14 protein-coding genes are annotated in these 14,184 nt (G+C 72.9%); 9 read left to right on the top strand and 5 right to left on the bottom strand.

Going from position 1 to position 14,184, the window contains the following annotated elements; translation table 11 throughout:
• Nucleotides 1–14: 14 nt before the first annotated feature.
• Entirely contained in the window at nucleotides 15–1,616 is a 1,602-nt protein-coding gene (locus AB0M79_RS02730; protein WP_364207127.1) for a thiamine pyrophosphate-dependent enzyme, read from the bottom strand.
• Between the two features lie 369 nt (nucleotides 1,617–1,985).
• Between AB0M79_RS02730 and AB0M79_RS02725 the strand changes: the two genes are divergently transcribed.
• The 6 genes from AB0M79_RS02725 to AB0M79_RS02700 all read left to right on the top strand — a co-directional run bounded on the left by AB0M79_RS02725 (nucleotide 1,986) and on the right by AB0M79_RS02700 (nucleotide 8,811).
• On the top strand, nucleotides 1,986–3,794 hold the full coding sequence (locus AB0M79_RS02725) for a class I adenylate-forming enzyme family protein (protein WP_364207125.1): 1,809 nt from the start codon (nucleotides 1,986–1,988) through the stop codon (nucleotides 3,792–3,794).
• A 101-nt stretch (nucleotides 3,795–3,895) separates the two neighbouring features.
• Nucleotides 3,896–4,627, top strand: a complete 732-nt coding sequence (locus AB0M79_RS02720; RefSeq protein WP_364207123.1) for a PIG-L deacetylase family protein — start codon at nucleotides 3,896–3,898, stop codon at nucleotides 4,625–4,627.
• The gene (locus tag AB0M79_RS02715; protein ID WP_364207121.1) at nucleotides 4,624–5,313 is read left to right on the top strand and encodes a hypothetical protein; all 690 of its coding nucleotides are present in this window, start codon (nucleotides 4,624–4,626) and stop codon (nucleotides 5,311–5,313) included. Before AB0M79_RS02720 ends, AB0M79_RS02715 begins: the two co-directional genes overlap by 4 nt.
• Nucleotides 5,310–6,671 carry an amidohydrolase family protein gene (locus tag AB0M79_RS02710; RefSeq protein ID WP_364207119.1) on the top strand — a complete coding sequence of 454 codons (1,362 nt, stop codon included), beginning with the start codon at nucleotides 5,310–5,312 and terminating at the stop codon, nucleotides 6,669–6,671. The genes AB0M79_RS02715 and AB0M79_RS02710 overlap by 4 nt, the downstream gene beginning before the upstream one ends.
• Nucleotides 6,672–6,687: 16 nt before the next feature.
• Entirely contained in the window at nucleotides 6,688–7,620 is a 933-nt protein-coding gene (locus tag AB0M79_RS02705) for a proline dehydrogenase family protein (protein ID WP_364207117.1), read from the top strand.
• A 132-nt stretch (nucleotides 7,621–7,752) separates the two neighbouring features.
• On the top strand, nucleotides 7,753–8,811 hold the full coding sequence (locus AB0M79_RS02700; RefSeq protein WP_364207115.1) for a cobalamin-independent methionine synthase II family protein: 1,059 nt from the start codon (nucleotides 7,753–7,755) through the stop codon (nucleotides 8,809–8,811).
• Between the two features lie 53 nt (nucleotides 8,812–8,864).
• On the opposite strand, the gene AB0M79_RS02695 is transcribed toward AB0M79_RS02700, so the two are convergent.
• The gene (locus AB0M79_RS02695; RefSeq protein ID WP_364207113.1) at nucleotides 8,865–9,203 is read right to left on the bottom strand and encodes an Imm51 family immunity protein; all 339 of its coding nucleotides are present in this window, start codon (nucleotides 9,201–9,203) and stop codon (nucleotides 8,865–8,867) included.
• A gap of 81 nt (nucleotides 9,204–9,284) precedes the next feature.
• Nucleotides 9,285–10,223 (bottom strand): NADP-dependent oxidoreductase, encoded by a 939-nt coding sequence (locus tag AB0M79_RS02690; protein ID WP_364207111.1) that lies wholly within the window; start codon nucleotides 10,221–10,223, stop codon nucleotides 9,285–9,287.
• A 176-nt stretch (nucleotides 10,224–10,399) separates the two neighbouring features.
• Between AB0M79_RS02690 and soxR the strand changes: the two genes are divergently transcribed.
• Nucleotides 10,400–10,849, top strand: coding sequence for a redox-sensitive transcriptional activator SoxR (soxR, locus tag AB0M79_RS02685; protein WP_364207109.1), 450 nt, complete (start codon nucleotides 10,400–10,402; stop codon nucleotides 10,847–10,849).
• A 15-nt stretch (nucleotides 10,850–10,864) separates the two neighbouring features.
• Here the strand turns inward: soxR and AB0M79_RS02680 are convergent, their stop codons facing one another.
• The gene (locus AB0M79_RS02680) at nucleotides 10,865–11,461 is read right to left on the bottom strand and encodes a LysE family transporter (RefSeq protein ID WP_364207107.1); all 597 of its coding nucleotides are present in this window, start codon (nucleotides 11,459–11,461) and stop codon (nucleotides 10,865–10,867) included.
• Between the two features lie 72 nt (nucleotides 11,462–11,533).
• On the opposite strand from AB0M79_RS02680, the gene AB0M79_RS02675 reads away from it, so the two are divergent.
• The gene (locus tag AB0M79_RS02675) at nucleotides 11,534–12,427 is read left to right on the top strand and encodes a LysR family transcriptional regulator ArgP (RefSeq protein WP_364207105.1); all 894 of its coding nucleotides are present in this window, start codon (nucleotides 11,534–11,536) and stop codon (nucleotides 12,425–12,427) included.
• Between the two features lie 92 nt (nucleotides 12,428–12,519).
• On the opposite strand, the gene AB0M79_RS02670 is transcribed toward AB0M79_RS02675, so the two are convergent.
• Nucleotides 12,520–13,122, bottom strand: a complete 603-nt coding sequence (locus AB0M79_RS02670) for a helix-turn-helix domain-containing protein (protein ID WP_364207103.1) — start codon at nucleotides 13,120–13,122, stop codon at nucleotides 12,520–12,522.
• Between the two features lie 93 nt (nucleotides 13,123–13,215).
• Between AB0M79_RS02670 and AB0M79_RS02665 the strand changes: the two genes are divergently transcribed.
• Nucleotides 13,216–14,139 carry an NmrA family NAD(P)-binding protein gene (locus AB0M79_RS02665; RefSeq protein ID WP_364207101.1) on the top strand — a complete coding sequence of 308 codons (924 nt, stop codon included), beginning with the start codon at nucleotides 13,216–13,218 and terminating at the stop codon, nucleotides 14,137–14,139.
• The last annotated feature ends 45 nt before the right edge of the window (nucleotides 14,140–14,184 follow it).

The raw sequence follows: 14,184 nt of genomic DNA, 5'->3' as shown, positions 1-14,184 counted from the left end.
TGCGGGATCGGCGTTCACCTGACCCGCGGCAGGCGGATCAGCGGCCACGGGCTCGGCATCTCGCCGACCGGCACCTCGATCACCGTCGGCGCGTCCGGCCGGCCGAACGCCGCGGAGATCTCGGCCGCCAGCTCGTCGGGCGTGGTCGCCCGGACGCCGTACGCGCCGAACGCCTTCGCGAACGCGGGAAAGTCGGGGTTGTGCAGGTCGGTGCCGACCGTCGCGCCGAGACTGCGCAGCTGCGAGCGGCTCACGTTGGCGTACGAGCGGTCGTTGAAGACGACCGCGACGACCGGCAGCCGCTGCTGCACGGCGGTCGACAGTTCGACGGCGGTGTAGAGGAAGCCGCCGTCGCCGGAGATCGACAGGACCGGCCGCCCCGGATTCGCGGCCTGGACCCCGAGCGCGGTGGCGAAGCCGGACCCCAGCGCGCCCTGGTAGGTGACCGGCACGTACGTCGAGTGCGCGTAGATCGGGAAGGCGAACCGGGAGACGTAGCCGACCTGGGTGAGCTCGTCGACGAAGAAGCCGTCGTCCGGCAGCACGGCCCGCATCGCCCGCAGGAAGTCGACCTGGGGCACCAGCCGCGCGGCCTCGGCCTCGACGTCGTCACGGGCCCGCTTCACCCGGGCCAGCCAGTCCTCCCGCTGCGGCGCGTCGTCGACCCGGTCGAGCAGGGCCCGCACCGCGAGGGTCGCGTCGGCGACGAGCGGGACCGCGGGCGGGCGTACCCGGTCGATCTCGGTCGGGTCGAGGTCGACCCGGATGATCTGCAGGTTGTCGTCCAACCCCCACTCGACCTGCGGGCGCATCAGCCGTGTGCCGATGCCCAGGACGACGTCGGTCTCGGCCCAGAGCCGGTGGGCCACCGGAAGCGTCACCGACAGTTCGTGGCGGTCGCCGACGATGCCCCGGCCGCCCATGTCCGCCGTCACCGGGCACCGCAGCCGCTCGGCCAGCCGCTGGATCTCGGCGGCGGCCCCACGCGCCCCGCTGCCGACCATGATGAGCGGGGCCTTCGCGGAGGCGAGCAGCGCGGCGGCGGCCTCGACGGCGGCGGCGTCCGGATGCTGGTCGACGGCCGGCCCGGTCCAGCGGTGCGGGTCGCCGGCCTCGGCCCCCCACACGTCGGTCGGCACCTCGACCGCCACCGGGCGCGGCCGGGTCCACCGCAGCCGGTGGAACGCCTCGCCGAGTACGGCGTCGATCTGATCCGGTGTGCCGACGCGTTCGGCCCAGCCGGTCAGCCGGCGCAGGATCCCGAGCTGGTCGGGGACCTCGTGCGGTACGCCGTAGCCACGGCCGAGCAGCGGCGAGGGGATCTCGCTGGCGAGGCAGAGGATGCGGGCGTCGCCGGCGTATGCGGTGGCGAGCGCGGCCGTGGAGTTGAGCACGCCGGGGCCGGAGATGACGGTGTAGACGCCGATCTTGCGGGTGGAGCGGGCGTAGCCGTATGCCATGAAGGCGGCGCCCTGCTCGTGTCGGGTGTGGATGACCCGGATGTCGGTGTCCGCCAAGGCGCCGAAGAGGGCGTCCATCTGCTCGCCGGGCACCGTGAAGAGGACTTCCACGCCCTCCTCGACCAGCTTGCGGACGATGTGCTCGGCTACCCGCACCGGACGCCCGTGGTGGTCGCCGCCGGAGACGGCACGGTCGTCACGACGACCGCCGCTGATCCGTGGTGCGATCCGGCGGACCCGGCACTGTCCGTCCGATCCGGAGAGGCTGGCATGGCGTGCAGTGTTGCACATCGCATCGACGCGGTCCATGGTGGATGAGCGGGCCGCCAGCGCACGACGGATGTCAATGGTCGATCGGTCAGCTCGGGGTTCCGAATCGTCATTGATATTCCATCGCTGTCGATTGACAGGCGGCCGAAAGGGTTGACCGGTAAGGCTTGCGGCCGGCAGTTTGGCGGCGGCCCGAAGGTATCGAAGATTGCGATAGGATCACCGGCGCCCGGCGGCGTCACCAGGGGAGTGAGATTGCAGACGAACGGTGTGCTCCTCTTCCGTGACCACGTCGAGGCGGCGCCCGACCGGGCCGCGTTCGTCTTCGTCGGCGACGGCGACGACAGGGTGGTGACCTACGCCGAGTTCGACGCCGACGTGCACCGGGTGGCGTCCGGGCTCCTGGCGGACGGGCTGGCTCCGGGGGACCGGGTGCTGATCTCGGCCCGGCCCGGGCCCGAGCTGTTGCAGGCGATCTACGGGACCGTCCGGGCCGGACTCACCGCCGTGCTGTGTGACCCCGGGCTGCCCGCGCCGGCCGCGGAGGCGATCCTGGCCGACGCCGGCTGTCTGGCCGCGGTGGTCGACGGCGGCGACGGCGGTGTCACCACGGCGGCGGTGCGCCGGCTGCCGGCGCGCACCTTCACCATCGGCGGTCCCGGGCCGCGCGGTTTCGCCGAACTGCTCGCCGCCCCCGTGGCCGACCTGCCGGTGGAGGTCCCGGACCGGTTTCCGGCGGTCGCGTTCCTGACCTCGGGCAGCACCGGCCGGCCCAAGATGATCTTCAAGACGCACGAGCACTTCCGGCTGCTGACCCGCTACCGCAGCGGCGGATACACCGCGTCGGCGGGGGCGGCCACCGAGGCCGAGGGCCGCTACCTGGTCGCCACGTCGCTCTACCACACCTCCGGCCTGAACGCCGGTGTCATGCTGGGACTGCTGCGCGGCTGGACGGGCGTGGTCGCCGACTCCTTCCACCCGGCGAAGATCCTCGTCAAGCTCGCCCTGCACCGCTGCGCCACGGTCGTCTTCACCCCGTCGCAGGCCGCCGCCCTGCTGCGCGAGCGGGACCTGCTGCGGGCCCTGGACCTCAGCGCGCTGCGCTCGATCCGGGTGGGCAGCGGCCCCTCCACGCCCGGCATGCTGGACCGGCTCCGGGCGGCCGTGCCGACCGCCGAGATCCTGAACATCTACGCCCTCACCGAATGCGCGCCCTGCCTCGGCCAGCCCCCCGGCGAGAAGCAGGCGCCGGACAGTTGCGGCCGGCCATGGGCCGGCGTGGAGGCCCGCCTGCTCGACGAGTCGGGCCGGCAGACCACGGAGGGCGAACTGTGGATCAAAAGCGATCTCATCTCCGCGGGCACCATCCTCGACGAGGTCACCACGCGTGAGCGTTACGTCGACGGCTGGCTGCGCACCCGCGACATCTTCCGGGTGGACGACGAGGGCTGGTACCACTTCGTCGGCCGGATGGACGACATGTTCGTCTGCGGCGGCGAGAACGTCTTCCCCGGCGACGTCGAGAAGATCCTGGCCAGCCACCCGGACGTGAGCGACGTCTGCGCCACCGGGCTGCCCGACGAGATCCTCGGCGCCGTGCCGGCCGCCGCGGTGGTGCTCCGACCCGGTGCCACGGCGCGGCCGGCGGACCTGGTGCGCCACGTACGGGACAACGCGCCGGTCCACCTCGTGCCGCGGCGCGTCGTGGTCGTACCCAGGATTCCCACCCTCGGGCCCGGCAAGGTCGACCGGCGGCAGGTCCGCAACGACCTGACCGACGCCGCCCCGGCGCCGGTCGCCACCGCCCCGGTCGCCACCGTGGCCGGCGACCCGCTGCACGAGCGGATCGCGCGGATCTGGGGCGAGGTGATGCAGGTGGCCGACCCCGATCCCGGGCTGTCGTTCCTCGACGCGGGCGGCACGTCGGCGCTCGCGCTGGCGCTCACCACCCGCCTCAGCGACGTCGACCTCACCGTCGAACTCGGCGACCTGCTCACCGACGGCAGCATCGACGACCTCGTCCGCCTGGCCCGGGCGGGCCGGTCCGACACCCGGGTCGGCTGAGCGGTCCGGCCGTCGTACGCGCAAGGGAAGCGGGTCGCGGCAGCCACCCGCGGCGAAAGGAGACGATCCTGCTACCACTGCCCCGCGACTTCGGTCGCGCCATGGTCATCACCGCGCATCCGGACGACGCCGAATACAGCTTCGGCGGCACCGTCGCCCGGCTCGCCGACGCGGGCACCGAGGTGGTCTACGTCGTCTGCACGGACGGCTCGCAGGGCGGGGAGGACCCGTCGGTGTCCGACGCCGACCTGACCCGGCGCCGCTACGCCGAGCAGCAGGACGCCGCCGACCTGCTCGGCGCCACCGAGGTCGTCTTCCTGGGGCTGCGGGACGGATCGCTCACCCCGGACGTCCCGCTGCGCCGCGCGCTCACCCGCGAGATCCGCCGCCACCGGCCCGAACTGGTGCTGACCCACCAGCCGCTGCGTTCCCTGGTCTTCCCGATCGGCGCGTCGCACCCCGACCACCTGGCCACCGGCGAGGCCGCCCTCGCGGCCGTCTACCCGGACGCCCGCAACCCGCGCGCATACCCGGAGCTGCTGAGCGAGGGGCTGACCCCGCACCGGGTCCAGGAGGTGTGGATACCGGGGCACGAGCACACCGACTTCTACGTCGACGTGTCGCCGTACCTGACCCGCAAGATCGAGGCCATCCAGCGGCACAAGAGCCAGTTCGCCGACGACGTCGACCCGACGGCGGCGCTGGCCTGGGTGGTCAACCGGCTCAGCGGCAACGGGCAGGTGGCCGGCTGCCGCTACGCCGAGTCCTACCGGCGGATCATCACCGAGGCGGCGGCCGGTGCCGAAGCCGTGACGGCGGAGGCGACCCCGTGACCCCCACGATCAAGGCCGTGATCCCGGCCAAGGCGTCCTCGACCCGGGTGCCGGACAAGAACTTCCGTCCCTTCCACGGCACCCGTTCCCTGCTCGACATCAAGGTCGGCCAACTGCTGACCGTGCTGCCGGCCGAACAGATCTACGTCAGCAGCGAGGAGCCCGCCTGCGCCGCGCACGCCGAGCGGCTCGGCATCAACTTCCTGTCCCGGGCACCGGAGCTGGCCCGCAACGAGACGCCGTACGCGTCCGTGGTGAGCCAGATCTGCCGGGACACCCCCGGCGACGACGACATCATGTGGTGTCACGTCACCGATCCGCTCTTCGACCAGTACGCCGAATGCCTGGCCCGGTGGCGGGAGGCCCGCGACCACAACGACGCCCTGGTCGTGGTCTACCCCCGCCAGATGTACCTGCTCGACCACGACCACCGGCCGATGGGCTTCGGCTTCGGCCCCTGGCACCGGCCGTCGCAGACCCTGCCGATGCACTACCAGCTCGGATTCACCCTCTCGATCCTGCGCCGCTCCACCGCCACCACGCTCGGCCCGATCGGCGCGAACCCGTACTGGTTCCACGCGGCCAACCAGCCGGTGGACATCGACACCGAGGACGACTTCCGGATGGCCCAGGCGATCTACGCCTACCTGCACGAGCAGGACCCGGCGCGGGCGGCGGCCCGATGACCGCCCCGGCGTACGACGACGCCCCCGACCTGGTCGTACGCGACGTCACCGTGGTCGACGTCGAGGCCGGCGCCCACCGGCCGGCCCGCGACGTGTGGGTGGCCGGCGGGCGGATCACCCGGATCGAGCCGACCGCCGCGGACGACCCGCCACCGGCGTCGGCGCGGGTCGTCGACGGCGCCGGCCGCTACCTGATCCCCGGCCTGTTCGACTGCCACGTGCACATCGCCTTCAACGGCTTCCTCGGCGTCGAGTCCGACTTCCGCCGCACCCTCAAGCAGATGCTCGTGCACGGCGTGACCCAGGCCGTCGACTTCTTCACCGCCGGCGGCCACTTCCCGGGCTCGGCCGCCGACCGGGTACGCGACGACGTGAACGAGGGCCGCTTCCTCGGGCCGTGGCTGCTCACCTCGTACGGCTGCCTGAACGCCCCCGGTGGCTTCTGCAGCTGCTCGGTCGGCGACGCGGCGAGCGTCGTGGTCACCATGGACGACGTACGCGAGCAGATCGACCGGATCACGGCGGCCAACCCCGATTTCGTGAAGATCGTCTACGACGACGTCTTCGGCACGCTGCCGAACCTCAGCCCGGACCTGCTGGCCGCGCTCATCGACGAGGCACACCGGCGCGGATACCGGGCGGCGGTGCACATCGCGACGGTCGACGACGCCTCGGTGGCCGTCGACTGCGGGGCGGACATCATCGGGCACGGCGTCATCGACCCGATGCCGCCCGAGCTGCTGGCCCGGATGGCGGACGCCGGCACCATCCTGATCCCCACCCTCGCCTCGTACGAGTCGCGGTCGCTGCCCCGCTGGCGGATCTCGCTGCCACCCGCCGCCCCGCCGGACAGCGTCGCGCAGTACCAGCGCCAGCACCGGTCGATCTACGAGATCAAGGACCAGATCGACGACTACGCGCGCGCCTACGAAGAGGCGTGCGCCAACCTGGTGCCGCTGCTCGACGCGGGCGTCACCGTCGTCGCCGGCTCCGACGCGGGCACCTGGTACACGTTCCCCGGCGACGCGCTGCACCGCGAGCTGGCGATCTACGCCGAGCAGGGCCTCGCACCGGCCCGGGTGCTGCGGATGGCGACCATCGACGCCGCCCGTGCCTTCGACCTGGCCGACCGGTTCGGCACCGTCACCGAGGGCAAGGACGCGAACCTCGTCCTGCTCGGCGCCGACCCGCTGGCGGACATCGCCGCCGTCCGCGCGATCGACGCCGTGGTGTTGCGCGGTCGGCTCCTCGACCTCGACGCGTTGCGCGCCGACATCACCGCGCCGCACGAGACGCCACCCGCCGAGATCGACGAGGAGGTCTGTAGCCCGCACCACCTGCGGACCTCGGTGCACTGACCGGGAAGGGAACACCGTGCTGCGCCCTACCCTGATCGCCGCCGCCAGCCAGGACCGGGTCAAGGCGGCCGTCCAGGCCGTGCCGGCGACCCGCGCCGTCGTGGCCCGGTTCGTCGCCGGCGAGACGACGGCGGACGCGCTCGCGGCCGCCGCGACGCTGGTCGCCGCGGGGCTCCGGGTGACGTTCAACCAGCTCGGCGAATACGTCACCGATCCGGGCCGGGCCGGGCAGACCCGCGACGACTTCGTCGCGCTCGCCGGGCGGCTGGCCGACAGCGGGCTGGCCGGCCCCGGCAGCGAACTGTCGGTCAAGCTGTCGGCCCTCGGGCTGCTCGACGGCGCGGACGGCCCGGCCCGCGCCCTGGACCACGCCCGGCTGATCTGCGCCGCCGCCGACCGGGCGGGCGTGCTGGTGACACTCGACATGGAGGACCACACCACCACCGACAGCACGCTGGAGATCACGCGGGCCTTGCGGCGGGACTTCCCGTGGGTCGGTGTCGCGATCCAGGCCGCGCTGCGGCGCAGCCCCGCCGACTGCGCCGACCTGGCGTACGCCGGCTCGCGGGTCCGGCTGGTGAAGGGCGCCTACCGGGAGCCGGCCGCGGTGGCGCTGCACCGGCGGACCGACGTCGACCTGGCCTACGTACGGTGCCTGCGGACCCTCTTCGCCGGCGCCGGACATCCGCTGGTGGCGACCCACGATCCACGGCTGGTCGCGATCGCCGCCGAGCTGGCCCGACGGACCGGTCGGGGAGCCGGCGACTTCGAGTACCAGATGCTGCGTGGCGTGCGTGACGGCGAGCAGCGCCGGCTGGCCGCCGCCGGCCACGGCGTACGCGTCTACCTGCCCTTCGGGCCGCAGTGGTACGGCTACTTCACCCGCCGGCTGGCCGAGCGGCCGGCGAACACCCTGTTCCTGTTGCGGGCCCTGGCCTCCCGGCGGTAGCCCGGTCCGCGCGGGTAGGCGCCGGTCGCCGACCCTGGTCAAGCGCCGCGGATCCGGAATCGGTTGCCACCGAACGGGTGCGCGTCACGACTGCCTATTGTGGAATGTCCGGGCTCGCATTAGCGTTCATGCATGATTCTCCCGACGGAATCCATCGGAAGCATCCCACGACCGCAGCGGCTGATCGCCGGCATCGCCGACCACGCCGCCGGCCGGATCGACACGGCCGCCCTCGACGCCCTCTACGACGACGCCGTACGCGACACCATCGCCCGCCTCGAGGCACTCGGCTCGCCCGTGGTCACCGACGGCGAACAGTCCAAACCAAGTTTCGCCACCTACCCGTTGCAGGGCCTGCCCAACCTGGCGCCCGACGGGACGGTCATCCCGTTCGCCGACGGACACACCCGCCAGCTGCCCCGGCTCACCGCCGGCCCGTTCCGCTACGCCGTCCGCTCCGGCCAATACCTGCGGGCCGCGCGCAAGCACGCCACGGTGCCGGTCAAGCAGGCGGTGATCGCGCCGTCGGCGCTGAGCCTGTTGTATCCCGGCGGCGGCATCGACGGATACGACCGGGAGGCGTTCCTCGACGACCTCGTCGACGAGGCGGAGGCGGACATCAGGTCGGCGTTCGACGCCGGGGCGCACTCGGTGCAGCTGGACTTCACCGAAGGCCGGCTGTCGATCAAGCTCGACCCCTCCAAGGGCGTGCTCGACGCGTTCGTCGCGCTGAACAACCGGGTCCTGGACCGCTTCAGCGACGAGGAACGGGCCCGGATCGGGGTGCACACCTGCCCCGGTGGCGACCAGGACTCCACGCACAGCCTCGACGTCGACTACACCGAACTGCTGCCGCACCTGTTCGCGCTGCACGCCGGCGCGTTCTACGTGCAGCTCGCCAGCGAGCCGGACCCCGACCGGGTGCTGGCGGCGATCGCCACCCACTCGCGACCCGACCAGCGGATCTTCGTCGGGGTGACCGATCCGGTCGACCCGGTGGTGGAAGCCGCCGAACTGGTCCGCGACCGGGTGCTGCGGGCCGCCGAACACATCCCGCCGGACCGGCTTGGCACCTGCGACGACTGTGGATTCGCGCCCTTCGGCGACGACGTCTCGACGTCCCGGGACACGGCCTGGGCGAAGATCAGGGCCCGGATCGAGGGGACGGCGCTGGCGGCGCGGCAGCTCTGAGCCCGGGCCCGGGGTCGGCGGAACGACATCCGTCGACCCCGGCACCGGCCGGCTCAGTCGTCGAACTCGAACCCGTTCGCCTTCGCCAGCTCGACCAGCTCCCGGATCCGTCCGGCGTCCGAGGCGACCGCCGCCATCCGGTTCGCCAGGTCCTCCAGAGCCTCCCGATCCGTGCCGTAGGCGCAGAACATGCCGCCCTCCGGGTCGTACGAGAAACGCCCTTCGAGCGCCGGAGCCTCGGTGCTGACGAGAAGCTGGGCGACGCCCTCCCAGAAGTATCCGTTGGGTTCGTGGCCGAGTTCGGCGATCACGTCGTCGACGGCGGTGGTTCCCGCGTCGAGCAGCAGGGAGTACTTGCCGGGGGACCGCTCGATCAGCCGCATCGGTTCCATGCGGGCAGCCTCGCAGGTGCCGGCCGGCGCCGGCAACCGTGACCCGTCAGGCATCCCGGCAGCCGGGGGACCGGCCGGCGGTCACGGCACCTGGTTCCCCACGAGCAGGGCCACCTTCCCGTACCCGTGTCCGGTCTCGACGTCGCGGTGCGCGTCGGCGGCCCGGTCCAGTTCGTACGCCGCGCGGATCGTGACCCGCAGCGTGCCGTCCGCGCACCTGGCCAGCAGTTCCGTCAGCCGCGCGGCCGACCGGTCGCTGCGCAGCTGCCGGCAGCCGAGTTCCCCGGCGAGGTCGAAGTCGGCGATGGTGCCGATCCGGCTCCGGTCGGCGACGAGTTCGACCGCCGTACGCAGGTTGCCGTGCCCGGCCGCGTCGAGCACGAGGTCGATCCCACCGGGGGTGGCCGCCCGGATACGGTCGATTTGGCCGTCGCCGTAGCGGACCGGGATCGCGCCGAGCGAGCGGACGTACTCCTGGTTGGCCGCGCCGGCCGTTCCGACGACGGTCAGTCCGCGGGCCCGGGCGAGCTGGACGAGCATGGTGCCGACCCCACCGGCGGCACCGTGCACGAGCAGGGTCTCGCCGGCCGTCGCGGCCAGCGCCTCCAGTGCGGTGTGCGCCGTCTGGCCGGACGCCGACAGGGTGCCCGCGGTGCGCCAGTCGACGGCGGCGGGCTTGCGTACGACCTGGGTGGCCGGGACGGCGACGAACTCCGCGTAGCAGCCGAGCACCCGGAATCCGGCGACCTCGTCGCCGACCGCGAAGCCGCGCACGTCCGCGCCGACGGCTTCGACCGTGCCGGCGAACTCGTTGCCGACGACCTGCGGGAACGTGATGTCCGCCCAGGGCGGGAGGGCGCCGGAGCGTACGGCCACGTCCACCGGCTGCACCCCGGCGACGGCGACCCGTACCAGCACCTCCTTCGGCCCGTACGGCGGGCGGGGCAGCTCGCGCGTCCGCAGCACGTCCGCGTCCCCGAACTCGTCGAACGCCGCCGCCCGCATCGTCGGTGCGTTCATCGGGGACCGTCCGCCGACGTCGGCGTACCTACCGGATTCGACCTGGTCATAATGCTTCCCTCCTGGTCAAGTTCACTTGATGTAGAGTCAACTTCGTCAAGTGCACTTGACGTCAAGGGCCGATCGGTCGGGACAGAGCAAGGGCCGACGGGTCGGGTGACCGAACGGGGAAGAGGATGCCGCAACTCGACGCCGACCTCGTGTGGCTGCGGCCCGGCCAGGTCGCCGCCCGGGCCGGCGTGGCCGTCTCGGCGCTGCACTACTACGAGAGTCTCGGCCTCATCCGCAGCCGCCGGACGGCGGGTAACCGTCGCGAATACCGTCGCGACACGCTGCGCGTCATCGCCTTCATCAGGGCCGCCCAGCGGGTGGGGGTGTCGCTGGAGCGCATCAAGGAGGCCCTCGACCAGTTGCCCGACCAGGGCCTGCCGACCAAGCGGGACTGGGCGGCCATCTCCCGGCAGTGGCACGACGACCTCACCCGTCGCATCGCCGAACTGACCGCGTTGCGTGACCAGTTCTCCGACTGCATCGGTTGCGGGTGCCTGACGCTGCGGTCCTGCCCACTGTCCAACCCCGGCGACGTGCTCGGCCGCGAGGGCCCCGGCCCCCGCCGGTTTCCCTGAGCCGGCGCCGGAGGCTCAGCCGAGCAGCAGCGTGACCGCCAGCACGACCATCAGCACGGCGACACCGCCGTCGACGACGCGCCACGCCGCCGGTCGGGCCAGCACCCCGGCGAGCCGGCCGGCCCCGAAGCCGAGGGCGGCGAACCAGACCACGCTGGCCAGCATCGCACCGCCGCCGAACCACCACGGATACGCGTGCTGCCGGGAGATCGAGCCGAGCAGCAGCACCGTGTCCAGGTACACGTGCGGGTTGAGGTACGTGAAGGCGAGGCAGGTCAGCAGCGTGGCGCGCAGCGTGCCGGCCGGCCGCCCGGCCGGCGTCAGCGCGCCGGGCCGGATCGCCCGGCGGGCCGCGAGCACCGCGTAGCCGAGCAGGAACGCGACACCGCCGTAGCGGACGGCCGCGAGGACGGCGGGCCGGTCGGCGATCGCGGCGCCGAGGCCGGCGATGCCGGCGGCGATCAGGGCCGCGTCCGAAACGGCGCAGGTGAACACCACCGGCAGTACGTATTCGCGGCGCAGCCCCTGCCGCAGCACGAACGCGTTCTGCGCGCCGATGGCCATGATGAGTGCGACGGCTACGGAGAATCCGGCGATGGTCGAGGCGATCACCCCGACGACGCTAGGAGCCGGCGCCACTTTGCTCCAGCTAAAGATTTTCAACCCGCATTAGAATCACTAATCATGGCGCTCGACCCGGTCCAACTCGTCACCTTCCAGGCGGTGATCAACGAGGGCAGCTTCGAGGCCGCCGCCCGCTCGCTGCACGTCACCCCGTCCGCGGTCAGTCAGCGGATCAAGGCGTTGGAGCAGGCGGTCGGGCAGGTCCTGGTCCGGCGCGGCAAGCCGTGCGAGCCGACCGAGGCGGGCACCGCACTGGTCCGGCTCGCCGGCCAGACCGCCCTGCTCGAACGGGAAGCCCTCGACGCCGCGCGCGGACCGGTCGCCGGTGGCCGCACCCGCACCCGGGTCGCCGTCGTGGTGAACGCCGACTCGCTGGCGACCTGGTTCCTGCCGGCCCTGGCCGGGCTGACGGCCGAGGGCGGGCTCGCCTTCGACATCCACCAGGACGACCAGGACCACACCGCCGACATCCTGCGCGCCGGCACGGCGATGGCGGCGGTGACCGCCCAGCAGGTGCCGGTGCAGGGCTGCCGGGTCGAGCGGCTGGGCGCGATGCGCTACCTCGCGATGGCCGCGCCCGCGTTGCGGCGGGCGCACTTCGCAGGTACGGACGTGGTCGCCGGCTTCGCGACCGCGCCGATGATCGTGCTGAACCGCAAGGACCGGCTCCAGCACCGGTTCCTCGGCACGCTGACCAAGCGCACGCTCGACCCGCCGATCCACTACGTCCCGGCGGCCGCCGCGTTCGTGGAGGCGGTCCGGCTCGGGCTGGGCTGGGGACTGGTGCCGGAGCGGATCGCCGTCGAGGACATCGCCGCCGGCCGGTGTGTCGACCTAACCCCCGGTCGCCACCTGGACGTGCCGCTCTACTGGCAGTACTGGCGGCTGGAGTCGACGGTGCTCACCACGCTGACCGCCGCCGTACGGGCCGGCGCGGCGACCGCCCTGCGCTGACCTCCCCGCCCGCCGTCGCCCCGTCCGGCGCCTCGTTGATCAAGGGGATGTGTCGGGCGAAACAGGTCAGGATCTTGGCGACAAGTCCTTGATCAACGCGGGCGGTGCGGGGCTTGGCGGTGCGGGGCTGGGCTCAGTCCCGTCACGGCGAGCCGGAACAGTCGATCCGCCCGGGCGGCGGGGTCGGGGTGGTGCTCCGTGGCCAGGACGATGCCGACTATCAGTGTGATCAGGTCCGCGACGGTGACACCCGTCGCCACCGCGCCGTCCTGCGCGGCGCGGTGCAGCAGGGGACCCGCCGCCTCTTCCAGCGCCGCCGAACAGGCGTTCTCCTGCACCGGGTCGGATCCGGGGTCGTCGTAGGCCAGCGCGGCCGCCAGTCCGCGGACCGAGACGGAGTAGGTGAGGACGTCGTCCAGCCACTCCAGGAGCGCGTCCCGGCTGTCGCCCCTGCCGGTCAGTTCGTGGGCGCGGACGCTCAGTGCCTCGATCCTTTTCCGGGATACCGCCTCCAGCAGTGCGCGGCGGGTGGGGAAGTGCCGACGTACGGTCGCCGAGCCGACCCCCGCGGTGCGGGCGATCTGCTCCAGGGAGGCGGCGGCGCCATGGGCGGCGACTTCCTTCTCGGCCACCGCGAGGATGCGCGCGTAGTTGCGCCGGGCGTCGGCGCGCTGGCCGTCGGGCATGGCGTTCATCTCCGAGCTTGCTAAGTGGCGGGGGTCGCCATATCGTATCGAAACATAAACGGCGGACCCCGCCGTTTAGCTGCCGAGCAGTCGAGGAGCATCATGTCCACAGCCTCCGCGCCCGTCCTGGTCACCGGCGCCACCGGCAGACAGGGCGGTGCCACCGTCCGCGCCCTGCGCGCGACAGGCGTTCCCGTACGCGCCCTGGTGCGCGACCCGGCCACCGAGCGGGCCAGGGCCGTCGAGGCGCTCGGCGCCGAACTGGTCACCGGCGATCTCCACGACCGCGATTCGGTGATCCGGGCCGCCGAGGGGGTCCGCGCCGTCTTCTCCGTGCAGGCGCCCGCGGTCACCGCGGCGGGCTTCGACTTCGACGGGGAGGTGGCCCAGGGCGTCAACCTCGTCGAGGGCGCCAAGGCGGCCGGCGTACCGCAGTTCGTGCACACGTCCGTCACCGGCGCCGGTCAGCACACCGAGACCCCGGGCTGGGCCGAAGGCCGCTGGGCCGCGGTGGAACCCACCATGACTGCCAAGAGCGCGATCCAGGACCGGGTCCGGGCGGCCGGCTTCCGGCACTGGACGATCCTCAAGCCGGGCTTCTTCATGGTGAACTTCCTGCCGTCCATGGCGTTCCTGTTCCCGCGCGGCATCGAGGGCGGCCTGGTGAGCGTCCTGAAGCCCGACACCCGGCTGTCCCTGGTCGCGGTGGACGACCTCGGCCGGGCGGCCGCCGCGGCGATCGCCGCGCCGGAGCGGTTCGACCGGGTCGAGCTGGAGTTCGCCAGCGACCACCTGTCGATGACGGAGATCGCCGTGGTGCTCTCCGGTGTCCTGGGCACGCGGCTGTCCGCGCCGGACATGACCGAGGAGGAGGCGTTCGCCGCCGGGATGCCGGCGATGGGCGCCGGGCACGAGTGGCTGAACGCCGCCCCCCAGCCGGGCCGCCCCCGCTACGCCAGGGACCTCGGCATCCCGCTCACCAGCTTCGACGCGTGGGCGCGGGAACACATGCGGGCCGACGCCTGACCCTCAGGTGGGCGAGCCGGCTGACCGCCGCCCCACGCCCGCGGG

Source organism: Polymorphospora sp. NPDC051019 (assembly GCF_040683055.1).
Taxonomy (GTDB): Bacteria; Actinomycetota; Actinomycetes; order Mycobacteriales; family Micromonosporaceae; genus Polymorphospora; species Polymorphospora lycopeni.
This window is presented reverse-complemented; position numbering and strand designations above follow the sequence as displayed.